Genomic DNA, 24,742 nt, shown 5'->3' with positions numbered 1-24,742 from the left:
CGAATGGGGAGGCGGGAACGACGGTGGCGGAACGGAGCACGGCTGCCGTCGACGTGGCAGACAACAGCGGCGACGAGCCGCTGACCGCGAAGGCGGACCAGTCCACGTCCGACGGGGTGGCCCAGAACCGGGAGCGGGAGACGGACAGCGAAGAGGCACAGGGGAGCGGCGGGACCGAGAGTCCCGGAAAGGCCTCACCGCCCGAACTGCACAGTGGTCACAAACTCGCCAGGCGCTATCGCCTCGAGGAGTGCGTCACCCGTCTGGACGGCTTCAGCAGTTGGCGTGCGGTGGACGAGAAACTCCGCCGCGCCGTCGGCGTGCATCTCCTGCCCGCCGACCATCCACGGGCCCGCTCCGTACTGGCGGCGGCCCGTTCCTCGGCCCTCCTGGGCGATCCCCGGTTCGTCCAGGTCCTGGACGCGGTCGAGGAGAACGACCTCGTCTACGTGGTGCACGAGTGGCTGCCGGACGCCACCGAGCTGACCGCGCTGCTGGCCTCGGGCCCGCTGGAGGTGCACGAGGCCTACCAGATGGTCAGCCAGGTCTCCCAGGCCATGGCCGCCGCGCACCGTGAGGGTCTCGCGCATCTGCAGCTGACGCCGAGCGCCGTGCTGCGCACCTCGACGGGCCAGTGGCGCATCCGTGGGCTCGCTGTGAACGCCGCACTGCGCGGCATCAGCTCGGACACCCCGCAGCGCACCGACACGGAGGCGATCGGAGCGCTGCTGTACGCCGCGCTCACCCAGCGCTGGCCCTACGACAGCAACGCCTACGGTCTGTCCGGGCTGCCCAAGGGGGTCGGCCTCATCGCCCCCGACCAGGTGCGCGCCGGCGTCCACCGCGGCCTGTCGGAGCTCGCCATGCGCGCGCTCGCCAACGACGGCGCGACCGCCTCCCGCCACGAGACTCCGTGCACCACGCCGGAGGAGCTGGTGAAGGCGATCGCGGAGATGCCCCGCATCCGCCCGCCGGAGCCCGCGTTCACGGCCCCGCCGGAGTACCAGCGCACCTCGTACCAGCAGGGCAGCTACGGTCGCCCCGCGCCCCACATGGGCGCCACACAGCCCGTACCGGCCCCGCCGCCCCCATTGCAGAGCCGCACCGGCACGGCCCTCAAGTGGGCCGTTTCGGCCCTCCTGATCGCCGCCCTGGGCCTCGGCAGCTGGCAGCTGGCGGACGCCCTGATGGATCACGCCAAGTCCGACGACACAAAGCCGACCAAGACCACGGACGGCAACGACAAGAGCACCGACAAGACCAAGCCGGTCAAGCCGATCACCATCAAGGCTGCGCAGGAGTACGTCGCGAAGGGTGATGCCCAGGCGCCCGAGGACGTGGGCAAGACGTACGACGGCGACAGCTCGACCTATTGGCGAAGCAAGAGCTTCGTGGACGGTCCGGAGATGAAGCCGGCCTTCAAGCCCGGCGTCGGCATCGTCTACGACCTGGGTTCGCAGCAGACTGTCACGGCGGCTTCGATAGGGCTCCGGTACCCCGGTGATCACACCACGATCACCCTCTACGCGACGGACTCGATGAGCTCTTCGACGTCAGTGGACTCGATGACGAAGATCGGGACCATCACGACGAGCGGCGCCAGCGCGAAGATCACGGTCGATAAGAAGGCGAAGACTCAGTACGTACTGTTGTGGATCACGGCAATGCCCTACGCGTCCGGTGACCAGTACAGCAACGCCGGCTACAAGCAAGCCATCACGGACGTGAAATTCACCGGCTGACGTTCGTCGACGAGGGGGAGGGGGTCCGATGGCCGATGAAACCGGATATGGCGACGCAAGCGATCAGGACCTCCTCGCCCGTCATGTGGAGGGCGACCCCGAGGCCTTCGGTGAGATCGTGCGGCGTCATCGTGACCGGCTCTGGGCGGTGGCCCTGCGGACGCTGGGAGACCGCGAGGAGGCCGCTGACGCCGTTCAGGACGCGCTGGTATCCGCCTACCGGGCCGCTCACACCTTCCGCGGCCAGTCGGCCGTCACGACCTGGCTGCACCGCATCACGGTGAACGCCTGTCTGGACCGCGCCCGCAAGGCCGCCTCCAGGAAGACGTCTCCCGTCGATGACACCGAACGGCTGGAACAACTCCTCGAACCGCACGAGTCCGCCGCCGCCCCGGCCGAGCGCAACGATCTGCACCGGGAGCTGCTGACGGCCCTGGGCACGCTCCCGGCCGACCAGCGCGCCGCTCTCGTCCTGGTCGACATGCAGGGCTACCCCGTGGCGGAGGCGGCCCGCGTCCTCGATGTGCCCGTCGGCACGGTGAAGAGCCGTTGCGCACGGGGCAGAGCCAGACTTCTCCCGCTGCTCACCCATCTCCGCGCGGAGAACGGAAGAGGCGAGGGCGGCAACAAGTCGGGCGGGGGAAGGAACCGGACCCAGGGGACATCCGTCCCACCGGCAGCGGGACCGCACGATGCAGGGCCACGTGATGCAGGACCGAGTGATTCAGCGGCTGTGAAGGGCGGAGGTGGGCGAGCGTGACGTCCACGACGGATACGGCCGGGCACCCGGATGTCGCGGAGATCTCCGACCTCTCCGAAGGGCTGCTCGCGCCCTCTCGCACCGCGGACGTACGGCGACACCTCGACGAGTGCGTGCTCTGTGCCGACGTGTACGACTCCCTGGAGGAGATCCGAGGGCTGCTCGGGACCCTGCCGGGCCCCACGCGCATGCCTGACGATGTGGCCGGCCGCATCGATGCCGCCCTCGCCGCGGAAGCTCTGCTGAGTGCCACGGCTGCCGACCGTGAAGCGGCCGAGGACAACCGCGCGAGTGTTTCACGTGAAACATCGGTCGCCGGGGTTTCACACACGTCGGGTGAACCGAGCCTTGCTTCCACCACGGACCGGCCCTCGGGACATTCCCACGCCGCCACCGGCCCCGGCCGCTCGCGTCGGGGCCGCCGGGGACGTCGCAGGGTGGTCGTTCTCGGCACGGTGTTCACAGCCGCCGCTCTGGGGCTGGGCGCGATCCTCGTGCAGTCACTGGGGGACGGCTCCGACAAGAGCCCGCAGACGGTGACGCAGCAGGGGGCGAAGGACACTTTCTCCGAGGAAAAGCTGAAGACTCAGGTCGCGGATCTCCTCGCGAAGAACAAGAGCGCGAACACCCGGTCCGCCAGCCCGAAGCGTCCCTGGGGAGCCGCGTCCGATGGCGCGGGCAACGGGTCCGCCGGGATCGACACCCTGATCACGCCCACCGTGCAGGTCCCCGACTGTATTCAGAAGGGCACCGGAAGCACCGCGACGGTCCTCGCGGCACAGCAGGGCACATATAAGGGGACGAGCGTGTACCTCGTCGTCGTGCCCGACGCCTCCGACAGCACGAAGGTCACGGCGTACATCGTCGACGCCGCGTGTGTGAAGCAGGCCTCGGCGTCTCCTGGGAAGCTCCTGCTGACACACTCGTACGCCCGCTCCTGAGTACGTCCGCGTCGACCCGCCTCCTCCCCGGTAACCCCATGGCATCTGTGTGCGGTGTCTCGTCTTCGTGTGCCCGGACACACCGGGAATGCAAGCCCCTTAGGATCCGTTGGGTGGGGTGAGAGTTCTGAGAGAGGCTCCCACCGGCAGTACGCAGCAGTCTCCAGAAACGAGGAATGAAGCCGTGAGCGACGTCCGTAACGTGATCATCATCGGATCCGGGCCTGCCGGCTACACGGCAGCGCTGTACACCGCACGCGCGTCGCTGAAGCCGCTGGTCTTCGAAGGCGCCGTCACCGCCGGTGGTGCGCTGATGAACACCACCGAGGTGGAGAACTTCCCCGGCTTCCAGGACGGCATCATGGGCCCCGAGCTCATGGACAACATGCGCGCCCAGGCCGAGCGCTTCGGTGCCGAGCTGATCCCGGACGACGTCGTCGCCGTCGATCTGACGGGCGAGATCAAGACCGTCACGGACACCGCGGGCACGGTGCACCGCGCCAAGGCCGTCATCGTCACGACGGGCTCGCAGCACCGCAAGCTGGGTCTGCCCAACGAGGACGCGCTCTCCGGACGCGGTGTCTCGTGGTGCGCGACCTGTGACGGCTTCTTCTTCAAGGGCCAGGACATCGCCGTGATCGGCGGTGGCGACACCGCGATGGAGGAGGCGACCTTCCTCTCCCGCTTCGCCAAGTCCGTGACGATCGTGCACCGCCGTGACACCCTGCGCGCCTCCAAGGCGATGCAGGAGCGTGCCTTCGCCGACCCGAAGATCAATTTCGTCTGGGACAGCGAGATCGCCTCGATCGAGGGCGACCCCAAGCTCGCCGGCCTGAAGCTGCGCAATCTCAAGACCGATGAGATCTCCGACCTGCCGGTGACCGGCCTGTTCATCGCGATCGGCCACGACCCGCGCACCGAGCTCTTCAAGGGCCAGCTCGACCTGGACGAGGAGGGCTACCTCAAGGTCGAGGCGCCTTCGACCCGGACGAACCTGACCGGTGTCTTCGGCGCCGGTGATGTCGTCGACCACACGTACCGCCAGGCGATCACCGCGGCCGGCACCGGCTGCTCCGCCGCCCTCGACGCCGAGCGCTACCTCGCTGCCCTCGCGGACAGCGAGACCGCCGCGGCTGCCACCGTCTGACCCCCGTCCGCCCCACCGCACCAACCAGTTAAGGAGCCCGCCGTGGCCGGCACCCTGAAGAATGTGACCGACGACTCCTTCGAGCAGGACGTCCTCAAGAACGACAAGCCCGTCCTGGTGGACTTCTGGGCCGCCTGGTGCGGTCCGTGCCGCCAGATCGCGCCGTCCCTCGAGGCGATCGCCGCGGAGTACGGCGACCAGATCGAGGTCGTCAAGCTCAACATCGACGAGAACCCGGGTACGGCCGCCAAGTACGGCGTCATGTCCATCCCGACCCTGAACGTCTACCAGGGTGGCGAGGTCGCCAAGACCATCGTGGGTGCGAAGCCGAAGGCCGCGATCGTCCGCGACCTGGAGGACTTCATCACCGAGGGCGCCGAGAAGACCGTCTGACCGGCAACGCCGCCCTGCAAGCGGCGGCGATGTTTCACGTGAAACACGAATGGGCCAGCCCGGAAGGGCTGGCCCATTTGCGTGGCGGAGGGCTTGGGACGGCGGGCGGCACCACAGCCACTACAGAGGACGAAGCGCCGGTTCCTTCTGTACCGCCCCCAGGAGGCGGTCCAGAGCCAACTCCACGTCTTCCTTCCAGGAGAGCGTCGTACGCAGCTCCAGCCTCAGGCGGGGGTATGTGGGGTGGGGGCGTACCGTCTTGAAGCCGACGGCGAGGAGATGGTCGGCGGGAAGCACACAGGCCGGTTCCTTCCACCGCGCGTCTCCGAAGGCCTCGATCGCCTTGAAGCCCCGACGCAGCAGATCCTTGGCGACCGTCTGGACCATCACCCGGCCGAGTCCCTGTCCCTGATAGCCCGGCATGATGAAGGCGGTCATCAGCTGGACGGCGTCCGGTGAGACCGGGCTCGTGGGGAACGCCGTGGAGCGGGGGACATAAGCGGGGGGTGCGTACAGCACGAAGCCGACCGGTACGTCGTCCACGTAGACGACGCGGCCGCAGGATCCCCACTCCAGCAGGACGGCGGAGATCCACGCCTCCTTCTCGAGTTCGGGCCTTCCCGCCTTTACCGCGGCTTCACCACTGACGGGATCCAGTTCCCAGAAGACACACGCGCGACAGCGCTTGGGAAGGTCCGGAAGGTTGTCCAGCGTGAGCGGTACGAGCCTGCGCCCCATGAAGGATGTTCCTCGCTTCCTTCGCCCGCAGCCTCGCGGGCGGCTGTCAGAGCGCTTCGCTCCCTGAGCAGGCTGCCGATGAACCCACCGACCGCCCCCAGTCCCAGGCCTGCGGTCACCAATCCGGTACGGCTCACGGTTTGCATGGCCCCCGCCTCCCCAATGAAGGTGCCGCCAGGTGGATGCGCCATACCCGATCGCATCGTATCCACGAAGCGATTCCATCGATACTGCCTGAAAGCAAAGAGCAGGCCGTGTTCCGGTACACACCGGACACGGCCCGCTCTTATGGTCGGCCGACGGGGACCATCCCGTCACCGGGCGACTCAGGCCTCCATGTCCTCGGAGTCGTCGTCCAGGAGGCTCCTCTGCAGAACCCCTCCCTCACCCGGGGCGAGCGAGCTCAGGATCCGCTCGAGGTCGTCCATCGAAGCGAACTCGACCGTGATCTTCCCCTTCTTCTGCCCCAGGTCGACCTTCACCCGAGTCTCGAAGCGGTCCGAGAGACGCGTGGCGAGGTCACTCAGCGCCGGAGAGAGCCGGGTGCCTGCCCGTGGTCCCTTGGAACGCGCAGCGGTCTGAGGACGCGATCCCATGAGGGTGACGATCTCCTCGACGGCCCGCACCGACAGCCCCTCGGCCACGATGCGGTGGGCCAGCCTGTCCTGCTCCTCCGAGTCCGCGACGGAGAGCAGGGCGCGGGCATGGCCCGCGGAGAGCACTCCGGCGGCGACACGACGCTGAACCGCCGGCGAGAGCTTCAGCAGGCGCAGGGTGTTGGAGACCTGCGGACGTGAGCGTCCGATACGGTCCGCCAGCTGGTCGTGCGTGCAGTTGAAGTCCTGCAGCAGCTGGTCGTAGGCGGCCGCCTCTTCCAGCGGGTTCAGCTGGGCGCGGTGCAGGTTCTCCAGCAGCGCGTCCAGGAGCAGCTTCTCGTCGTCCGTGGCCCGCACGATCGCAGGAATGGCCTCAAGGCCCGCCTCACGGCAGGCACGGAAGCGCCGCTCACCCATGATGAGCTCGTAGCGTGCCTGACCCACCTGCCGCACGACGACGGGCTGGAGAAGCCCTACCTCCTTGATGGAGGTGACGAGCTCCGCAAGCGCGTCCTCGTCGAACACCTCGCGGGGCTGACGCGGGTTGGGGGTGATGTGGTCGAGGGGCAGTTCAGCGAAGTGAGCGCCGACGGGCGCGGAGGGCACCTCCGGGCTTCCGATCGTCGACGACTCCTCTGTTTCATGTGAAACAGGCGGCAGTGTGGTCACCTTCGCCGCAGCCACCCCGCGCTCTGCCGTGAGCACGGGTACGGCCGCCGACGAGGAGCCTCCACCTGCCGGTGAGGGAACCGTCTTCTCCGTCGGAGCCGCGGGGATCAGTGCGCCGAGGCCCCGCCCCAGCCCTCGTCGTCGCTCACTCACTGGATCCCCTCCACCATGTTCTGACTGTTCTGTGCACCCACATGGGCGTTCTGCGCGTCATACGCCACTCCGACTCCGCGGAGGGCAATTTCTCGTGCGGCCTCAAGATACGAGAGGGCACCGCTCGAACCTGGATCGTAGGTCAGCACCGTCTGGCCATAGCTCGGGGCCTCGGAGATACGGACCGAACGAGGAATGCTCGTCCGCAGCACCTCTTCACCGAAGTGGCTGCGCACCTCGTCCGCGACCTGGGACGCGAGGCGTGTCCGGCCGTCGTACATGGTGAGCAGGATCGTCGAGACATGGAGGTTGGGGTTGAGATGCCCCCGTACCAGGTCGACGTTCCGCAGGAGCTGGCCCAGGCCTTCCAGCGCGTAGTACTCGCACTGGATAGGAATGAGGACCTCCGCACCGGCGACCAGCGCGTTGACCGTGAGGAGGCCGAGCGAGGGCGGGCAGTCGATGAGGATGTAGTCCAGCGGCTGCTCGTACGCCTGGATCGCCCGCTCCAGTCGGCTCTCCCGTGCCACCAGGGACACCAGCTCGATCTCCGCACCGGCGAGATCGATCGTGGCAGGCGCACAGAAGAGGCCCTCGACATCGGGGACCGGCTGGACGACTTCGGAGAGCGGCTTGCTGTCGATCAGCACGTCGTAGATGGAAGGCACTTCGGCGTGATGGTCGATGCCCAGCGCGGTGGAGGCATTGCCCTGAGGGTCGAGGTCGATCACCAGGACGCGGCCGCCATGCAGGGCCAGCGACGCAGCAAGATTGACCGTGGTCGTGGTCTTACCCACCCCACCCTTCTGGTTGGCGACCACCATGACGCGTGTCTGCTCGGGCCGTGGCAGGCCCTCACCGGCGCGACCCAGCGCCTCCACCGCCAGTTGGGCAGCACGACCAATAGGAGTGTCGTCCATTGGGGGCGGTGTTTCACGTGAAACTTCCTCCCCCATTGACTCGGTACGGGGACCGGGGACCGGATCGGTCATCGGTCCCGCGATGTTGGCGTCGGACCGCAAGGATTCACTCTCCTCGACTTCAGGCTCGCAATGAACAGAGCCTCCCATGCCTTCGGGGTCATGAACCAGCGAGGCCCGTTCTTCTGTGGAGAAATCCACCTCTGTGGACAACTCCGCACCCTCCGCGAGTGAACCGAGAGGCTTCCGATCGCGGGGTTCGGCCGCAGCGCGTCCGCGACTGATGATGCCGTGCAGCAGTGAGCGACGTTTCACGTGAAACACGATGCATAGCGGCCACGGCCACGACGGCGCGACACTCCGAGATGCGTAGGTTTGGCAGCTTGTGTGGAGTACGGCTCGTCGTCAGGACGCATCAGGTGGAGTGACGAAGAACTCCCGGCTCCGCCCTGCGGAACCGGGAGTCCACGATCCATCTCACGTCCAGGATCAACGCCGTCGGCGTGTCCGCCCTGTCCGGGCCGCCTTCGCCCTTTTCGCGGCGAAGCGCACACCACCCGGGCTCTCCCCGACCTCGACCCGCACCACGGTCGACAGCGGGTCCACAATGCCCTCGCCGACGTGCAGGATGGACGTCTCCACGGCGCCGAGCTTGCTGAGGGCCGTCGCAGCGCTCTTCAGCTCTTCCTCCGCGGTATCGCCCTTGAGAGCCAGCATCTCGCCGTACGGGCGGAGAAGCGGGATGCCCCACGTCGCCAGCCGGTCCAGTGGAGCGACGGCCCGCGCGGTCACCACGTGGACCGCTGGCAGCGTCCCCATGACCTCCTCGGCACGACCACGCAAGACGGTCACATGGTCGAGGCCGAGGAGCTCGACGACCTCGGTGAGGAAGTTGGTCCGTCGCAGCAACGGTTCCAGCAGAGTGATCTTGATGTCATCACGGACCAGGGCCAGCGGAATGCCGGGCAGCCCCGCGCCGGAGCCGACGTCGCACACGGTCACACCCTCGGGCACGACCTCGGAGAGCACCGCGCAGTTCAGCAGGTGCCGCTCCCACAGCCGGGGCACTTCACGGGGGCCGATCAGCCCTCGCTTCACTCCCGCCTCGGCCAACAGCTCCGCGTACCGGACCGCGTCCTCGAAGCGATCGCCGAATACCTCGCGCGCCTGCTCGGGCGCAGGGGGAAGCTCTGCTGCCTCCGTCACGGGGACCGTCCTTCCGTACCGCATAAGCGCGCTGAGCGCTGACCACCAGAACTATCAGGGACTACCGGGGACTACCAGGCTGACAAAGTTCGGCCCCGCCTGCTGAACAGACGGGGCCGGAGGAACCTTCGTACCGATCAGGCGGGAAGCACGACGACGAAGCGCTGCGGCTCCTCGCCCTCGGACTCACTGCGCAGACCCGCGGCCTTGACCGCGTCGTGGACGACCTTGCGCTCGAAGGGCGTCATCGGCTTCATCTTCACCGGCTCGCCGGAGCTCTTCACCTCGGCCGCGGCCTTGGCGCCCAGCTCGGAGAGCTCCTCGCGCTTCTTGGCGCGGTAGCCCGCGATGTCCAGCATCAGTCGGCTGCGGTCCCCGGTCTCCCGGTGAACGGCCAGGCGCGTGAGCTCCTGAAGGGCCTCGAGCACCTCGCCGTCGCGACCGACCAGCTTCTGCAGGTCGCGGCCGCCGGCGTCGCTGATGATCGAGACAGCGGCGCGATCGGCCTCGACGTCCATGTCGATGTCGCCGTCGAGATCGGCGATATCCAGCAGACCCTCGAGGTAGTCCGCCGCGATCTCGCCTTCCTGCTCAAGGCGGGTCAGAGTGTCGCCCTCAGCGGCGGCGGAGGTGGTGGTGCCTTCCGTCACGGGATGGACTCCTTCTTACTTCTTGGACGGGGACTTGGGCCGCTGCGGACCCTTGCGCTGTCCGGACTGGGCTTTGCTGCGGGTACCGGTGCCCGGCTTGTTGCCGCCACCTGCCGGCTTGGGGGCAGGCTTGGCGTCCTCCGGCTGGGCGTCCTCCGGCTCGTCGGACTTGGTCAGCGAGGTCTTCGGCTCGGACTCGCCCGCCGCCTTCGCCCCACCGGCCGCCGTGCCCGACTGGCGCTGGGACTTGGACTGGCGCTTCGGCTGCTGACGCTTGGGAGCGCCGCCGCCGGTGGTGGTCGTGGTGCCGTCCTCGGTCTCGACGACCGTCGCGGCCTCACCCTTCACCACGTTGCCGTCAGCCTGGGCCACCAGGCCCACCTTGGTCAGGCTGTTGATGAACTTGCGCTCGAACTCGTTACGGTCACGGCCCTTGGCCACGATCGCCTTGACGATGGCCTTCTCACCACGACCGCGCGTCTTCTCGTGCTGCGTGACGTGCTTCTGCAGGCGCTCCAGGTACGCGGCCTGAGCCTTGGAGCCGGGGGTCGGGTTGTTGCGGATGACGTACATCTGCTGGCCCATGGTCCACACGTTCGTGGTCAGCCAGTAGACGAGGACACCGACCGGGAAGTTGATGCCGAAGACGGCGAACATGACCGGGAAGACGTACATCAGCATCTTCTGCTGCTGCATGAAGGGCGTCTTCACCGTGGTGTCGACGTTCTTCGTCATCAGCTGACGCTGGGTGTAGAACTGCGAGCTCGACATCAGCACGATCATGATCGCGGTGACGACCCGGACATCGGTCAGCGTGGCACCGAGCTGGGCGACCTTGTCGGCGCTGTCGGTGAACTTCGCCGCGAGCGGTGCGCCGAAGATGTGCGCCTTCTGCGCACTCTCCAGCAGGCTCTGGTTGATCACACCGATCGTCTTGCCGGTCGCGATGCCGTTGAGCACGTGGTACAGGGCGAAGAAGAACGGCGACTGCGCCAGGATGGGAAGGCACGAGGAGAGCGGGTTGGTACCCGTCTCCTTGTACAGCTTCATCATCTCTTCGGACTGGCGCTGCTTGTCGTTCTTGTAGCGCTCCTGGATCTTCTTCATCTCGGGCTGCAGCGTCTGCATCGCCCGAGTCGACTTGATCTGCTTCACGAAGAGCGGAATGAGGCAGATACGGATCAGGATCACCAGGGACACGATGGACAGGCCCCAGGCCCAGCCCGTGTCGGGGCCGAAGATCGCCCCGTATACGGAGTGGAACTGAACGATGACCCAGGAAACGGGTGTCGTGATGAAGCTGAACAGACTGGCAATCGTGTCCACTAATCAGGCTCCTTGAGCATGGGACGGGGTCTCGGCGGCCGGGCTCGAGGGATGGTCGGACATTCCATGCCCCTCAATGGCCGGTTCGGCGGCGGAGTTCCCGCCCTTGCGTGCGCGCCAGGCGTTACGCAGCATTTCGTGCCACCGCGGACGCTTGCGCGGCGGAACATGGTCCACGCCGCCCAGCGACCACGGATTGCACCGGAGGATGCGCCAGGCGGTGAGTGCCGTTCCCTTGATCGCACCGTGCCGGTCGATGGCCTGGTAGCCGTAGTGGGAGCACGACGGGTAGTACTTGCACACCGGCCCGAGCAGCGGGCTGATGGTCCACTGGTACAGCTTGATAAGAGCCAGCAGCGGGTACTTCATCGCGCGCCCCCTCCCAGTAGCCGCTGAAGGGCGGCATCCAGGTCTCGGGCCAGCTGTTCATGGTCGGCGTCGCCCGCACCGGGCAGCGCTCGTACGACTACCAGGCTACCGGGGGGCAGCAGGGCGACCCGGTCACGCATCAGATGGCGAAGTCTGCGCTTCACCTTGTTGCGTATGACGGCTCCACCCACGGCCTTGCTCACGACGAAACCCGCACGCGTCGGGGGAGCGCTCTCCCCAGGCGCGTGCGGGTCCGTTGCACCGCTACGTAGATGAACGACGAGAAGCGGGCGTCCGGCCCGGCGTCCTCGGCGTACTGCGGCCGCGAAGTCCTCGCGCCGCCTCAGCCGATGCTCGGTAGGCAGCACGACATCATGACCTGTAAGTAATCAGGCGGACAGGCTCGCGCGACCCTTGCCACGGCGGTTCGCGAGAATCGCGCGGCCGGCACGGGTGCGCATCCGCAGGCGGAAGCCGTGGGTCTTGGCGCGACGACGGTTGTTCGGCTGGAAGGTGCGCTTGCTCACTCGGGGGCTCCAGAAAGAATCGGTGGTGGCGGGGTGCCGCCCTGGCTGTCACCGTGCGCCCACGAGGTAGCTCGTATTACGCCCGAGTGCACCGCTTCCCGATCACTCTTCGCGATCTGTGCCCATCGGAGGCAGGCGGCAGCAGCCATCGACAACTCGACCTGGTTACGGTACGCGCGGCTGCGCCATCCGGTCAAACCAGCTCCTGGCGGGAGACACTATCCACAGGCTGGGGACAACAACTTGAACCGCAGCGGTCGCCCTGACTACCGTGGCTGAACTCCGATTCGTTCCCTTCTCACCGCCCCAGCGGATTTGTGCCCACCGCCCCACCCGACTGACATCCCAACCTGTTCCCAGAACCACACGTTCGTGGGACCCGTGAGAGAGCGTGCCCTGTGGCTGACGTACCTGCCGATCTTGCCGCAGTGTGGCCACGAGTACTGGAACAGCTCCTCGGTGAGGGCCGCGGTCAGGGTGTGGAGGCCAAGGACGAGCACTGGATCAAGCGCTGCCAGCCCCTGGCGCTGGTCGCGGACACCGCGCTGCTCGCGGTTCCGAACGAATTCGCGAAGGGCGTCCTCGAAGGGCGCCTCGCGCCGATCGTCAGCGACACGCTGAGCCGCGAGTGCGGCCGCCCGATCCGCATCGCGATCACCGTCGACGACTCGGCCGGGGAACCGCAGCCTCCGACCCCGCCCGCCCCCCAGCCCCGGTACGAGGAGCCCGAGCTCCCCTCCGGCACCGGCCCGGGCCGTGACGCGTACGACGGCCCGGGCGGCAACGAGCGAAATCCCTACGGCGGCCAGAACGGCGAGGACCGGAGCCCTTACGGCGGCGGCCAGAGCGGCGAGGACCGCAACAGCTACGGCGGCCAGGGCCGTGACGAGCGCCACGGTTACGACTCCCAGGGCCGCGAGGACCGCGGCGGCTACGACGCCCCGGGCCGTGACGAGCGCAACCCCTATGACACACAGCGCCGCGACGGATACGAGGGGTACGGCCGCCACCGCGCCGACGACCACCGGAGTGACCACCGAGGCGGTCGCTCCGACCAGCTCCCGGGCGCCCCCGGCGACCAGCTGCCGCCCGGCCGCCCCGACCAGCCGTCCTCCTCCCGCGCGGACCACCTGCCGACCGCCCGCCCCGCCTACCCGGACTACCAGCGCCCCGAGCCCGGTGCCTGGCCGAGGCACGCCCAGGACGACTACGGCTGGCAGCAGCAGCGCCTCGGCTTCCCGGAGCGCGACCCGTACGCCTCCCCCTCGCAGGACTACCGACCGCAGTCGATGGACCGCCCGCCCTACGAGCAGCAGCGCCAGGACTACGACCAGCCGCGCTCCGAATACGAGCGCCCCGACCGCCGCGACCTCCAGGAGCCGTCCTCGGGCGGTGCGCCGCTGCATCGCGGCGGCCCCTCGCTGCCGTCCTCCAGCGGCACGCCCGGCCCGCTGGGTGCGAAGCCCGCGCCGGCGTCCGGTCCGGGCGAGCCCACCGCGCGCCTCAACCCGAAGTACCTCTTCGACACCTTCGTCATCGGCGCCTCGAACCGCTTCGCACACGCGGCCGCGGTCGCCGTCGCGGAGGCGCCGGCGAAGGCGTACAACCCCCTCTTCATCTATGGGGAGTCGGGTCTCGGCAAGACGCACCTGCTGCACGCGATCGGGCACTACGCGCGCAGCCTCTACCCGGGCACGCGGGTGCGGTACGTGAGCTCCGAGGAGTTCACCAACGAGTTCATCAACTCCATCCGCGACGGCAAGGGCGACAGCTTCCGCAAGCGGTACCGCGAGATGGACATCCTGCTCGTCGACGACATCCAGTTCCTGGCGGACAAGGAGTCGACGCAGGAGGAGTTCTTCCACACCTTCAACACGCTCCACAACGCGAACAAGCAGATCGTGCTCTCCAGTGACCGGCCGCCCAAGCAGCTGGTGACCCTGGAGGACCGGTTGCGGAACCGTTTCGAGTGGGGTCTGATCACCGACGTCCAGCCGCCCGAGCTGGAGACGCGTATCGCGATCCTTCGTAAGAAGGCGGTGCAGGAGCAGCTCAACGCTCCGCCGGAGGTGCTCGAGTTCATCGCGTCCCGGATCTCGCGCAACATCCGCGAGCTGGAGGGCGCGCTGATCCGGGTGACGGCGTTCGCGTCGCTCAACCGGCAGCCGGTGGATCTCGGTCTGACGGAGATCGTCCTGAAGGACCTGATCCCGGGCGGTGAGGACTCCGCCCCGGAGATCACCGCGACCGCCATCATGGCGGCCACCGCGGACTACTTCGGCCTCACGGTGGACGACCTGTGCGGCTCCTCGCGCAGTCGCGTCCTGGTGACGGCACGGCAGATCGCGATGTACCTCTGCCGCGAGCTCACCGATCTGTCCCTGCCGAAGATCGGCGCGCAGTTCGGCGGCCGCGACCACACGACCGTCATGCACGCCGATCGCAAGATCCGCGCGCTGATGGCCGAGCGCCGCTCCATCTACAACCAGGTCACCGAACTGACCAACCGCATCAAGAACGGCTGACAGGCGAGGCGGTACGCCGCCAAGGGCGCCCCGGGACACCTTCCCGAGGGCGCCTTTCGCTGTTCCGGCCCGCGGTTCTCGCTGTTCCGGCCCGCGGCTCTCGAGCGCGTGTCACGTCTGTGCCGGGTTTCGGCGGCCGTCCCAGAAGCCCTCGGAGCACTCCCGGAGCGGGTGCCGGGAGTGCTCCGAGGGCTTCTGGGACCTGTCCCGAGGCCGTCGTCCCTCTTTTCACCGCTACCGGAACGACATCAGTTGTTCGAATACGAGCCTGGTTACGGCCACTCTCCACAGATTTGGTGACTTTCTGGCGTCCACACCCTGGGGACCGCGAAGTTGTCCCGATCGTGTCCACAGGGTGTGCTGTCGAAAGTCCATCGGGCCAGGTCAGCCCCCTGTGGATTCGTGGACGAACACTCTCCACAGACTGTGGACGAAGAAAAGATCCACAGGGTGTGCACGAAGTTGTCCACCGACGGCCCACAGGCTGGAGCCGGTTGTCCCCAGTCATCCCCAGCTTCTCCACACCCCTGTCCACTGTTCGGCAACGAGACGCGCCCGCTCACCGTGTCGAGTGAAAGGCGTCACACCAAGGTGCCGGATTGGCCTGTGGGGAACGCGGGTAAAGCTGGGGACGGATCTGGGGAGAAGTGGCCCGAGGCTGTGCATCGAGTGTGCAGAACTTTTCGTCGTCCACAGAGACCCCCGGTTGTCCACCGCCTCCGCCCACAGGGTCAGTGGACAAAAAAGCCATGCTGACCTGCGAAAACGCGGTTATCCACCGTTTCCACAGGCCCTACTACTAAGACCAACTAGAGAGAGCCTGGGAATCGATTCGAAGACGGGGCTGTGCACAACTCGCTCTCGGAGGCTCCGGTGCCGCTCGGCACGACTTGACCCCGAGGGGCACCGACTGTCAGCGCGGTGCGTCAGACTGGTCCCCGGTGTCCTTCCCGCCACAGGGCTGAACGACACCGAGTCAGACGACGAAGGCCAGCAGGGCGAGAGCGCCGGCAACAGACGGAGGCGGCAACGGTGAAGATCCGGGTGGAACGCGACGTACTCGCGGAGGCAGTGGCCTGGGCGGCACGCAGCCTCCCGGCCCGTCCGCCGGCGCCTGTGCTCGCCGGCCTCCTTCTGAAGGCCGAGGAGGGCGCACTGAGCCTCTCCAGCTTCGACTACGAGGTCTCGGCACGCGTCTCGGTGGACGCGGAGGTCGACGAGGAGGGCACGGTCCTCGTCTCCGGCCGCCTGCTCGCGGACATCTGCCGCGCCCTCCCCAACCGGCCGGTGGAGATTTCCACAGACGGTGTACGGGCGACCGTGGTCTGCGGCTCCTCGCGATTCACACTCCACACCCTGCCTGTGGAGGAGTACCCGGCGCTGCCGCAGATGCCGTCGGCGACCGGCACCGTCCCGGGTGAGGTCTTCGCCTCGGCGGCCGCCCAGGTGGCCATCGCGGCGGGCCGTGACGACACGCTGCCCGTGCTCACCGGCGTGCGCATCGAGATCGAGGGCGACACCGTCACGCTGGCCTCCACCGACCGCTACCGCTTCGCGGTCCGCGAGTTCCTGTGGAAGCCGGAGAACCCCGAGGCGTCCGCTGTGGCCCTGGTGCCCGCCAAGACGCTCCTGGACACCGCCAAGGCCCTCACGAGCGGCGACAGCGTGATCCTGGCGCTGTCCGGCTCGGGCGCCGGCGAGGGGCTCATCGGCTTCGAGGGTGCGGGCCGGCGGACGACCACCCGCCTGCTGGAGGGCGACCTCCCGAAGTACCGCACGCTCTTCCCGACGGAGTTCAACTCCGTCGCCGTGATCGAGACCGCCCCCTTCGTGGAGGCCGTCAAGCGCGTGGCCCTGGTCGCCGAGCGCAACACCCCGGTGCGTCTCAGCTTCGAGCAGGGCGTGCTGATCCTGGAGGCCGGCTCCAGCGACGACGCACAGGCTGTGGAAAGGGTCGACTCCCAGCTGGAGGGCGACGACATCTCGATCGCCTTCAACCCGACGTTCCTGCTCGACGGCCTGAGCGCCATCGACTCGCCGGTCGCGCAGCTCTCCTTCACGACGTCCACGAAGCCCGCGCTGCTCAGCGGCAAGCCCGCCGTGGACGCCGAGGCGGACGAGGCCTACAAGTACCTGATCATGCCTGTGCGTCTGAGTGGCTGAGTGCTGTGAGCTCGCTGGACGGCCGGTCTGATCGTCCCGTCCGGTCCGGCGGGCGTGTCCACAGGTGGGGTGTACGTCTGAGCGGCTATGCCCACAGGTGTGCGTGAGCGTGCGGGTTTAGGCTCAGACACAGGTACGAAAGTGCCTTCACGCCACGTCGCAAACCTAAGGAACAACTGATGGAGCTCGGTCTCGTCGGCCTCGGCAAGATGGGCGGCAACATGCGCGAGCGGATCCGCCGCGCAGGCCACACCGTCATCGGATACGACCGCAATCCGGACCTCGCCGATGTCCACAGCCTGGAAGAACTTGTGGGCAAGCTCAAGGGCCCGCGCGTGGTGTGGGTGATGGTCCCGGCGGGTGCGGCCACGCAGTCCACCGTCGACCAGCTCGGCGAGCTCCTGGAGCCCGGTGACGTCGTCGTGGACGGCGGCAACTCGCGCTGGACGGACGACGAGAAGCACGCGGAGGAGCTGGCGGCCAAGGGCATCGGCTTCGTCGACTGCGGCGTCTCCGGCGGCGTCTGGGGCCTGGAGAACGGCTACGCGCTGATGTACGGCGGCGACGTCGAGAACATCGCGAAGGTGCAGCCGATCTTCGACGCCCTCAAGCCGGAAGGCGACTTCGGCGCGGTGCACGCCGGCAAGGTCGGCGCGGGCCACTTCTCCAAGATGGTCCACAACGGCATCGAGTACGCCATGATGCAGGCCTACGCCGAGGGCTGGGAGCTCCTGGAGAAGGTCCACTCCGTCACCGACGTACGCGAGGTCTTCCGCTCCTGGCAGGAAGGCACCGTCATCCGCTCCTGGCTGCTGGACCTGGCGGTGAACGCCCTGGACGAGGACGAGCACCTGGAGAAGTTGCGCGGCTACGCACAGGACTCCGGCGAGGGCCGGTGGACGGTGGAAGCCGCCATCGACCACGCGGTACCGCTGCCCGCGATCACCGCGTCGCTGTTCGCGCGGTTCGCCTCGCGGCAGGAGGACTCGCCGCAGATGAAGATGGTCGCCGCGCTGCGCAACCAGTTCGGCGGCCACGCCGTCGAGACGAAGTAATCCACAGATCCACAGGCCGTCAGGCGGTGGATCCACAACCCTGGGGGAGGTCGGCGAACGACCATGCACGTCACGCATCTGTCGCTGGCCGACTTCCGCTCGTACGCCCGGGTCGAGGTCCCGCTCGACCCGGGCGTCACCGCGTTCGTGGGTCCCAACGGACAGGGCAAGACGAATCTGGTCGAGGCGGTCGGCTATCTCGCGACCCTCGGCAGCCACCGCGTCTCCTCCGACGCGCCGCTGGTGCGCATGGGCGCCGACCGGGCGATCATCCGGGCCAGTGTCCGCCAGGGCGAGCGTCAGCAGCTCGTCGAGCTGGAGCTGAACCCCGGCAAGGCCAACCGCGCCCGAATCAACAGGTCCTCGCAGGTCAGACCCCGTGACGTGCTCGGCATCGTGCGGACCGTGCTGTTCGCGCCCGAGGATCTCGCACTGATCAAGGGCGACCCCGGTGAGCGGCGCCGCTTCCTTGACGAGCTGGTCACCGCCCGCTCCCCGCGGATGGCGGGCGTCCGCTCCGACTACGAGCGGGTTCTCAAGCAGCGCAACACCCTCCTGAAGTCGGCCGCGCTGGCCCGCCGCCACGGCGGCCGCACCATGGACCTCTCCACGCTCGACGTGTGGGACCAGCACCTCGCGCGCGTGGGCGCCGAACTGCTCGCCCAGCGGCTCGACCTGGTCGCCGCGATCCAGCCGCTGGCCGACAAGGCGTACGAGCAGTTGGCCCCCGGCGGCGGACCCGTCGCCCTGGAGTACAAGCCGTCCGCGCCCGGCGAGGCGCACACCCGCGAGGACCTGTACGAGCAGCTGATGGCGGCGCTCGCCGAGGTCCGCAAGCAGGAGGTCGAGCGGGGCGTGACCCTCGTAGGGCCCCATCGGGACGATCTGGTTCTCAAACTCGGTCAGCTGCCCGCCAAGGGATACGCCTCCCACGGCGAGTCCTGGTCGTACGCGCTGGCGCTGCGCCTTGCCTCGTACGACCTGCTGAGGGCCGAGGGGAACGAACCGGTGCTCGTCCTCGACGACGTCTTCGCCGAGTTGGACAGCCGCAGAAGAGAGCGTCTCGCGGAACTCGTCGCCCCTGGTGAGCAGGTCCTTGTGACGGCCGCCGTCGACGACGACGTACCGGACGTACTGACGGGGACGCGGTACACCGTCTCCGAGGGCATGGTGGAGCGGGTATGACGGAGAACACACCCGACGCATCGTGGGCCTCCGGGAAAGCTCCCAAGAAGGCACCGGAGAACAAAGCACCGGAAACGGCCTCCAAGAAGACCCCCGAGCCCTCCGGCGTCGACCTCGCGCGCGTGGCGTTGCGCGCGGCGAAGGAGCAGGCACGCGCGCGCGGGGACGCGGCGCAGCAGAAGAAGCAGGCGCGGCGCGGCGGCGGCCTCCGCTCCGGCGCGCGCGCCGACGGGCGTGACCCGATGGCGCTCGGCGCCGCGATCAACAGGCTGCTCACCGAGCGCGGCTGGGAGACCCCGGCCGCGGTGGGCGGTGTGATGGGCCGCTGGCCGCAGATCGTCGGCGAGGACCTGGCCAAGCACTGCGTTCCGCTGAAGTACGACGACGATCCGGCCGAGCGGGTGCTGACCGTGCAGTGCGACTCGACGGCCTGGGCGACCCAGTTGCGGCTGCTCGCCCCGCAGGTGGTGGCGCGGCTGAACCAGGACCTCGGGCACGGCACGGTGCGGCTGATCAAGGTGCAGGGCCCCAGTGGTCCCGCACGTCGTTTCGGCCCCTTGCGTGCCCCTGGAAGCACGGGTCCCGGCGACACCTACGGGTGACGGAGGCCACATCGAGGGGCCCCTGCGCGGGAGTGCACGCGGTTGCGAACACCGACCTGACTCCCCGGTAGCCAAGGGTTGACACCCGGAAGCGCTGAGTGCCGCTGTGAGCCTCTTTGAGCCCGGGTCCACATATGGGGAGTCGGGAGAGACCGGTTCAGGGCGGCACATGCGGACTCAGGTACCGGCAAACCCCCATCACTGTCGGCGCTACCGGTAGACTGGAAGCTAATCCCGCCCCGCTTGCGGGGACCGTCCGGGAAAAGCTGAGCAACGCTGATCAAGGCTTACCAACGCAACGTGCCGCAGCCGCTCCGGCAACCTGCCGACGAGCTTGGCTTGTGCTGTGCCAGAAAGGGCGCTTCGTGGCCGATTCCGGCAACCCCAACGAGAACATCCCGTCCACCGACGCCGGCGACAACGCCGAGGCCACGACCTCGAACGGCGAGGTCACAGCCTCGTACGACGCCAGCGCCATCACCGTCCTCGAGGGTCTGGACGCGGTTCGCAAGCGACCCGGTATGTACATCGGCTCGACCGGCGAGCGCGGACTGCACCACCTCGTGTACGAGGTCGTCGACAACTCCGTCGACGAGGCGCTGGCCGGCCACGCGGACACGATCGACATCACGATCCTGGCCGACGGCGGCGTGCGTGTCGTGGACAACGGCCGTGGCATCCCCGTGGGCATCGTCCCCTCCGAGGGGAAGCCGGCCCTCGAGGTCGTGCTGACGGTCCTGCACGCGGGCGGTAAGTTCGGCGGCGGCGGCTACGCGGTCTCCGGTGGTCTGCACGGCGTCGGCGTCTCCGTCGTGAACGCCCTGTCGAGCAAGGTCTCCGTCGAGGTCAAGACCGACGGACGCCGCTGGACGCAGGACTACAAGATGGGCGTCCCGACCGCCCCTCTCGCCGAGCACGAGGCCATCGACGAGACCGGGACCTCGGTCACGTTCTGGGCCGACGGCGACATCTTCGAGACGACCGAGTACTCCTTCGAGACGCTTTCGCGGCGCTTCCAGGAGATGGCGTTCCTCAACAAGGGTTTGACGATCAAACTCACTGATGAGCGCGAGTCGGCGAAGGCCACGGCCGGTGCGGACGAGGCGGGTGCGGACGAGAAGGCCGAGGTCAAGACCGTCACGTACCACTACGAGGGCGGCATCGTCGACTTCGTGAAGTACCTCAACTCCCGCAAGGGAGACGTGGTGCACCCCACCGTCATCGATCTCGAGGCCGAGGACAAGGACAAGAGCCTGTCCCTCGAGGTCGCGATGCAGTGGAACAGCGGCTACAGCGAGGGCGTGTACTCCTTCGCCAACATCATCCACACCCACGAGGGCGGTACGCACGAGGAGGGCTTCCGTGCGGCGCTGACCTCGCTGATCAACAAGTACGCGCGTGACAAGAAGCTGCTGCGCGAGAAGGACGACAACCTCACGGGTGACGACATCCGCGAGGGTCTGACCGCGATCATCTCGGTCAAGCTGAGCGAGCCCCAGTTCGAGGGCCAGACCAAGACCAAGCTCGGCAACACGGAGGCGAAGACCTTCGTCCAGAAGGCCGTCTACGAGCACCTCAACGACTGGCTGGACCGCAACCCGAACGAGGCCGCGGACATCGTCCGCAAGTCCATCCAGGCGGCCACCGCGCGCGTGGCGGCCCGCAAGGCCCGCGACCTCACCCGCCGCAAGGGCCTCCTGGAGACGGCGTCCCTGCCGGGCAAGCTGTCCGACTGCCAGTCGAACGACCCCATCAAGTGCGAGATCTTCATCGTCGAGGGTGACTCCGCCGGCGGCTCGGCCAAGTCCGGCCGCAACCCGCAGTACCAGGCGATCCTCCCGATCCGAGGCAAGATCCTCAACGTCGAGAAGGCGCGGATCGACAAGATCCTGCAGAACCAGGAGATCCAGGCGCTGATCTCGGCCTTCGGTACCGGAGTCCACGAGGACTTCGACATCGAGAAGCTCCGGTATCACAAGATCATCCTGATGGCGGACGCCGACGTCGACGGCCAGCACATCAACACCCTGCTGCTGACCTTCCTCTTCCGCTTCATGCGGCCGCTGGTCGAGGCCGGGCACGTGTTCCTGTCGCGCCCCCCGCTGTACAAGATCAAGTGGGGCCGGGACGACTTCGAGTACGCGTACTCGGACCGTGAGCGCGACGCGCTGATCGAGCTGGGCAAGCAGGCCGGCAAGCGCATCCGCGACGACTCGGTCCAGCGCTTCAAGGGCCTCGGCGAGATGAACGCCGAGGAGCTGCGCATCACGACCATGGACCAGGAGCACCGGGTCCTCGGCCAGGTCACGCTCGACGACGCAGCCCAGGCCGACGACCTGTTCTCGGTCCTCATGGGCGAGGACGTCGAGGCCCGCCGCGCGTTCATCCAGCGCAATGCCAAGGACGTCCGCTTCCTCGACATCTGAGTCGGTCCCAGCTGACCGCAGCAGAAAGGATCTTCACCAGCAATGGCCGACGAGAACACTCCGAGCACGCCTGAAGAAGGCGGCGAGATCACCCTGCGCGTCGAGCCCGTCGGGCTCGAGACGGAGATGCAGCGCTCGTATCTCGACTACGCGATGTCCGTCATCGTGTCGCGCGCGCTGCCCGACGTCCGGGACGGCCTCAAGCCCGTCCACCGCCGCGTCCTGTACGCCATGTACGACGGCGGCTACCGGCCCGAGAAGGGCTTCTACAAGTGCGCCCGTGTCGTCGGCGACGTCATGGGCACCTACCACCCGCACGGCGACTCCTCGATCTACGACGCGCTGGTCCGCCTCGCGCAGCCGTGGTCGATGCGGATGCCGCTGGTGGACTCCAACGGCAACTTCGGCTCCCCGGGCAACGACCCCGCGGCCGCCATGCGCTACACCGAGTGCAAGATGGCGCCGCTGTCCATGGAGATGGTCCGTGACATCGACGAGGACACCGTCGACTTCACGGACAACTACGACGGCCGCAACCAGGAGCCGACGGTTCTGCCGGCCCGGTTCCCGAACCTGCTGATCAACGGTTCGGCGGGCATCGCGGTCGGCATGGCCACCAACATCCCGCCGCACAACCTCCGTGAGGTCGCGGCCGGCGCCCAGTGGTACCTCGAGAACCCCGAGGCCAGCCACGAGGAGCTGCTCGACGCCCTGATCGAGCGCATCAAGGGCCCCGATTTCCCGACCGGCGCCCTCGTAGTGGGCCGGAAGGGCATCGAGGAGGCGTACCGCACGGGCCGTGGCTCCATCACGATGCGCGCGGTCGTCGAGGTCGAGGAGATCCAGAACCGCCAGTGCCTGGTGGTCACCGAGCTCCCCTACCAGACCAACCCCGACAACCTCGCGCAGAAGATCGCCGACCTGGTCAAGGACGGCAAGGTCGGCGGCATCGCGGACGTCCGCGACGAGACGTCGTCCCGTACCGGCCAGCGGCTCGTGATCGTGCTCAAGAGGGACGCGGTCGCCAAGGTCGTCCTGAACAACCTCTACAAGCACACCGACCTGCAGTCGAACTTCGGCGCCAACATGCTGGCGCTGGTGGACGGCGTCCCGCGCACGCTGTCGCTCGACGCGTTCATCCGCCACTGGGTGACGCACCAGATCGAGGTCATCGTCCGCCGTACGCGCTTCAGGCTGCGCAAGGCCGAGGAGCGCGCGCACATCCTGCGTGGCCTCCTGAAGGCCCTGGACGCCATCGACGAGGTCATCGCGCTGATCCGGCGCAGCGACACCGTCGAGATCGCGCGCGAGGGCCTGATGGGCCTCCTGGAGATCGACGAGATCCAGGCCAACGCCATCCTCGAGATGCAGCTGCGCCGACTGGCCGCCCTGGAGCGTCAGAAGATCATCCAGGAGCACGACGAACTCCAGGCGAAGATCACCGAGTACAACGCGATCCTCGCCTCGCCGGAGCGCCAGCGCTCCATCATCAGCGAGGAACTCGCGGCGATCGTCGACAAGTTCGGCGAGGACCGTCGCTCCAAGCTGGTGCCCTTCGACGGTGACATGTCCATCGAGGACCTGATCGCCGAAGAGGACATCGTCGTCACCATCACGCGCGGTGGCTACATCAAGCGGACCAAGACCGAGGACTACCGCTCGCAGAAGCGGGGCGGCAAGGGCGTACGCGGCGCGAAGCTGAAGCAGGACGACATCGTCGACCACTTCTTCGTGTCGACGACACACCACTGGCTGCTGTTCTTCACCAACAAGGGCCGCGTCTACCGCGCGAAGGCGTACGAGCTCCCGGACGCCGGGCGTGACGCGCGAGGCCAGCACGTCGCGAACCTGCTGGCCTTCCAGCCGGACGAGGCGATCGCCGAGATCCTCGCGATCCGTGACTACGAGGCGGCGCCTTATCTGGTCCTGGCCACCAAGGGCGGCCTCGTGAAGAAGACGCCTCTGAAGGATTACGATTCCCCGCGCTCGGGCGGTGTCATCGCGATCAACCTTCGTGAGACGGAGGACGGTTCCGACGACGAACTGATCGGAGCCGAACTCGTCTCGGCCGAGGACGATCTGCTGCTGATCAGCAAGAAGGCGCAGTCGATCAGGTTCACTGCGACGGACGACGCGCTGCGGCCCATGGGCCGTGCGACCTCGGGCGTCAAGGGAATGAGTTTCCGCGAGGGCGACGAGCTGCTCTCGATGAATGTTGTTCGACCCGGTACGTTCGTGTTCACTGCTACGGACGGTGGGTACGCGAAGCGGACCGCCGTTGACGAGTACCGCGTTCAGGGTCGTGGTGGCCTCGGTATCAAGGCTGCCAAGATCGTCGAGGACCGCGGTTCCCTCGTCGGCGCGCTGGTGGTCGAGGAGACGGACGAGATCCTCGCCATCACCCTGTCCGGCGGTGTGATTCGTACGCGAGTCAACGAGGTCAGGGAGACGGGCCGTGACACCATGGGCGTCCAACTGATCAACCTGGGCAAGCGCGATGCCGTCGTCGGCATCGCTCGTAACGCCGAGGCCGGTCGCGAGGCGGAGGAAGTCGACGGCGAAATCGCCGAGGACGAGACCGCCGAGGGCGTCGAGGCCGTCGGTACGGACGAGGGCGAGCAGTCCTCGCCCGAGTAGCGCGAGGAGTGA

At 67.7% G+C, this 24,742-nt stretch carries 21 protein-coding genes; 12 read left to right on the top strand and 9 right to left on the bottom strand.

What is annotated here, in order from left to right; all coding sequences use genetic code 11:
• Positions 1-23: 23 nt before the first annotated feature.
• The 5 genes from OG568_RS26325 (at position 24) to trxA (ending at position 4,983) form a co-directional block, all read left to right on the top strand.
• Positions 24-1,742 (top strand): protein kinase family protein, encoded by a 1,719-nt coding sequence (locus tag OG568_RS26325; protein WP_329533348.1) that lies wholly within the window; start codon positions 24-26, stop codon positions 1,740-1,742.
• A gap of 28 nt (positions 1,743-1,770) precedes the next feature.
• Positions 1,771-2,502 carry an RNA polymerase sigma factor SigM gene (gene sigM / locus OG568_RS26320; RefSeq protein ID WP_266626421.1) on the top strand — a complete coding sequence of 244 codons (732 nt, stop codon included), beginning with the start codon at positions 1,771-1,773 and terminating at the stop codon, positions 2,500-2,502.
• Positions 2,499-3,443, top strand: coding sequence for a hypothetical protein (locus OG568_RS26315; RefSeq protein ID WP_329533347.1), 945 nt, complete (start codon positions 2,499-2,501; stop codon positions 3,441-3,443). Before sigM ends, OG568_RS26315 begins: the two co-directional genes overlap by 4 nt.
• 184 nt (positions 3,444-3,627) lie before the next feature.
• Positions 3,628-4,590 (top strand): thioredoxin-disulfide reductase, encoded by a 963-nt coding sequence (trxB, locus tag OG568_RS26310; protein ID WP_329533346.1) that lies wholly within the window; start codon positions 3,628-3,630, stop codon positions 4,588-4,590.
• Between the two features lie 42 nt (positions 4,591-4,632).
• Positions 4,633-4,983 (top strand): thioredoxin, encoded by a 351-nt coding sequence (gene trxA / locus OG568_RS26305; protein WP_329533345.1) that lies wholly within the window; start codon positions 4,633-4,635, stop codon positions 4,981-4,983.
• 120 nt (positions 4,984-5,103) lie between these two features.
• Here the strand turns inward: trxA and OG568_RS26300 are convergent, their stop codons facing one another.
• The 9 genes from OG568_RS26300 to rpmH form a co-directional block, all read right to left on the bottom strand.
• Positions 5,104-5,721, bottom strand: coding sequence for a GNAT family N-acetyltransferase (locus tag OG568_RS26300; RefSeq protein ID WP_266583863.1), 618 nt, complete (start codon positions 5,719-5,721; stop codon positions 5,104-5,106).
• A gap of 326 nt (positions 5,722-6,047) precedes the next feature.
• Positions 6,048-7,139 carry a ParB/RepB/Spo0J family partition protein gene (locus OG568_RS26295; protein ID WP_329533344.1) on the bottom strand — a complete coding sequence of 364 codons (1,092 nt, stop codon included), beginning with the start codon at positions 7,137-7,139 and terminating at the stop codon, positions 6,048-6,050.
• Positions 7,136-8,209 carry a ParA family protein gene (locus OG568_RS26290; RefSeq protein ID WP_329536457.1) on the bottom strand — a complete coding sequence of 358 codons (1,074 nt, stop codon included), beginning with the start codon at positions 8,207-8,209 and terminating at the stop codon, positions 7,136-7,138. The genes OG568_RS26295 and OG568_RS26290 overlap by 4 nt, the downstream gene beginning before the upstream one ends.
• A 339-nt stretch (positions 8,210-8,548) precedes the next feature.
• Complete coding sequence (gene rsmG, locus OG568_RS26285) at positions 8,549-9,265, bottom strand: 16S rRNA (guanine(527)-N(7))-methyltransferase RsmG (protein ID WP_329533343.1); 717 nt, start codon at positions 9,263-9,265, stop codon at positions 8,549-8,551.
• A gap of 137 nt (positions 9,266-9,402) precedes the next feature.
• Positions 9,403-9,915, bottom strand: coding sequence for a Jag family protein (locus tag OG568_RS26280; RefSeq protein WP_329533342.1), 513 nt, complete (start codon positions 9,913-9,915; stop codon positions 9,403-9,405).
• Positions 9,916-9,930: 15 nt separating this feature from the next.
• Complete coding sequence (gene yidC, locus OG568_RS26275; protein ID WP_329533341.1) at positions 9,931-11,241, bottom strand: membrane protein insertase YidC; 1,311 nt, start codon at positions 11,239-11,241, stop codon at positions 9,931-9,933.
• A gap of 3 nt (positions 11,242-11,244) precedes the next feature.
• Entirely contained in the window at positions 11,245-11,610 is a 366-nt protein-coding gene (yidD, locus tag OG568_RS26270; RefSeq protein WP_054236429.1) for a membrane protein insertion efficiency factor YidD, read from the bottom strand.
• Positions 11,607-11,978, bottom strand: coding sequence for a ribonuclease P protein component (gene rnpA / locus OG568_RS26265; protein ID WP_266432637.1), 372 nt, complete (start codon positions 11,976-11,978; stop codon positions 11,607-11,609). Before rnpA ends, yidD begins: the two co-directional genes overlap by 4 nt.
• 21 nt (positions 11,979-11,999) lie before the next feature.
• On the bottom strand, positions 12,000-12,137 hold the full coding sequence (rpmH, locus tag OG568_RS26260) for a 50S ribosomal protein L34 (protein ID WP_006381191.1): 138 nt from the start codon (positions 12,135-12,137) through the stop codon (positions 12,000-12,002).
• A 398-nt stretch (positions 12,138-12,535) separates the two neighbouring features.
• On the opposite strand from rpmH, the gene dnaA reads away from it, so the two are divergent.
• The 7 genes from dnaA (at position 12,536) to gyrA (ending at position 24,730) form a co-directional block, all read left to right on the top strand.
• Positions 12,536-14,662: a chromosomal replication initiator protein DnaA gene (gene dnaA / locus OG568_RS26255; RefSeq protein ID WP_329533340.1), complete on the top strand. Its 2,127-nt coding sequence runs from the start codon at positions 12,536-12,538 to the stop codon at positions 14,660-14,662.
• A gap of 1,032 nt (positions 14,663-15,694) precedes the next feature.
• The gene (dnaN, locus tag OG568_RS26250) at positions 15,695-16,825 is read left to right on the top strand and encodes a DNA polymerase III subunit beta (RefSeq protein ID WP_266432623.1); all 1,131 of its coding nucleotides are present in this window, start codon (positions 15,695-15,697) and stop codon (positions 16,823-16,825) included.
• A gap of 179 nt (positions 16,826-17,004) precedes the next feature.
• Complete coding sequence (gnd, locus tag OG568_RS26245; RefSeq protein ID WP_266432620.1) at positions 17,005-17,880, top strand: phosphogluconate dehydrogenase (NAD(+)-dependent, decarboxylating); 876 nt, start codon at positions 17,005-17,007, stop codon at positions 17,878-17,880.
• 63 nt (positions 17,881-17,943) lie between these two features.
• Complete coding sequence (gene recF, locus OG568_RS26240) at positions 17,944-19,065, top strand: DNA replication/repair protein RecF (protein WP_266432618.1); 1,122 nt, start codon at positions 17,944-17,946, stop codon at positions 19,063-19,065.
• Positions 19,062-19,667 (top strand): DUF721 domain-containing protein, encoded by a 606-nt coding sequence (locus tag OG568_RS26235; RefSeq protein WP_266583869.1) that lies wholly within the window; start codon positions 19,062-19,064, stop codon positions 19,665-19,667. The genes recF and OG568_RS26235 overlap by 4 nt, the downstream gene beginning before the upstream one ends.
• Before the next feature lie 341 nt (positions 19,668-20,008).
• On the top strand, positions 20,009-22,093 hold the full coding sequence (gene gyrB, locus OG568_RS26230; protein ID WP_329533339.1) for a DNA topoisomerase (ATP-hydrolyzing) subunit B: 2,085 nt from the start codon (positions 20,009-20,011) through the stop codon (positions 22,091-22,093).
• A gap of 42 nt (positions 22,094-22,135) precedes the next feature.
• Positions 22,136-24,730 (top strand): DNA gyrase subunit A, encoded by a 2,595-nt coding sequence (gene gyrA / locus OG568_RS26225; protein ID WP_329533338.1) that lies wholly within the window; start codon positions 22,136-22,138, stop codon positions 24,728-24,730.
• Positions 24,731-24,742 lie beyond the last annotated feature (12 nt).

It is taken from the genome of Streptomyces sp. NBC_01450, assembly GCF_036227505.1.
GTDB lineage: Bacteria > Actinomycetota > Actinomycetes > Streptomycetales > Streptomycetaceae > Streptomyces.
This window is presented reverse-complemented; position numbering and strand designations above follow the sequence as displayed.

Excerpts from the sequence above, each read along its gene's own strand:
- sigM (WP_266626421.1), top strand. The coding sequence starts at position 1,771 with ATGGCCGATGAAACCGGATATGGCGACGCAAGCGATCAGGACCTCCTC.
- OG568_RS26300 (WP_266583863.1), bottom strand. The coding sequence starts at position 5,721 with ATGGGGCGCAGGCTCGTACCGCTCACGCTGGACAACCTTCCGGACCTT.
- OG568_RS26290 (WP_329536457.1), bottom strand. The coding sequence starts at position 8,209 with ATGGGAGGCTCTGTTCATTGCGAGCCTGAAGTCGAGGAGAGTGAATCC.
- yidD (WP_054236429.1), bottom strand. The coding sequence starts at position 11,610 with ATGAAGTACCCGCTGCTGGCTCTTATCAAGCTGTACCAGTGGACCATC.
- gnd (WP_266432620.1), top strand. The coding sequence starts at position 17,005 with ATGGAGCTCGGTCTCGTCGGCCTCGGCAAGATGGGCGGCAACATGCGC.
- recF (WP_266432618.1), top strand. The coding sequence starts at position 17,944 with ATGCACGTCACGCATCTGTCGCTGGCCGACTTCCGCTCGTACGCCCGG.
- OG568_RS26235 (WP_266583869.1), top strand. The coding sequence starts at position 19,062 with ATGACGGAGAACACACCCGACGCATCGTGGGCCTCCGGGAAAGCTCCC.
- gyrA (WP_329533338.1), top strand. The coding sequence starts at position 22,136 with ATGGCCGACGAGAACACTCCGAGCACGCCTGAAGAAGGCGGCGAGATC.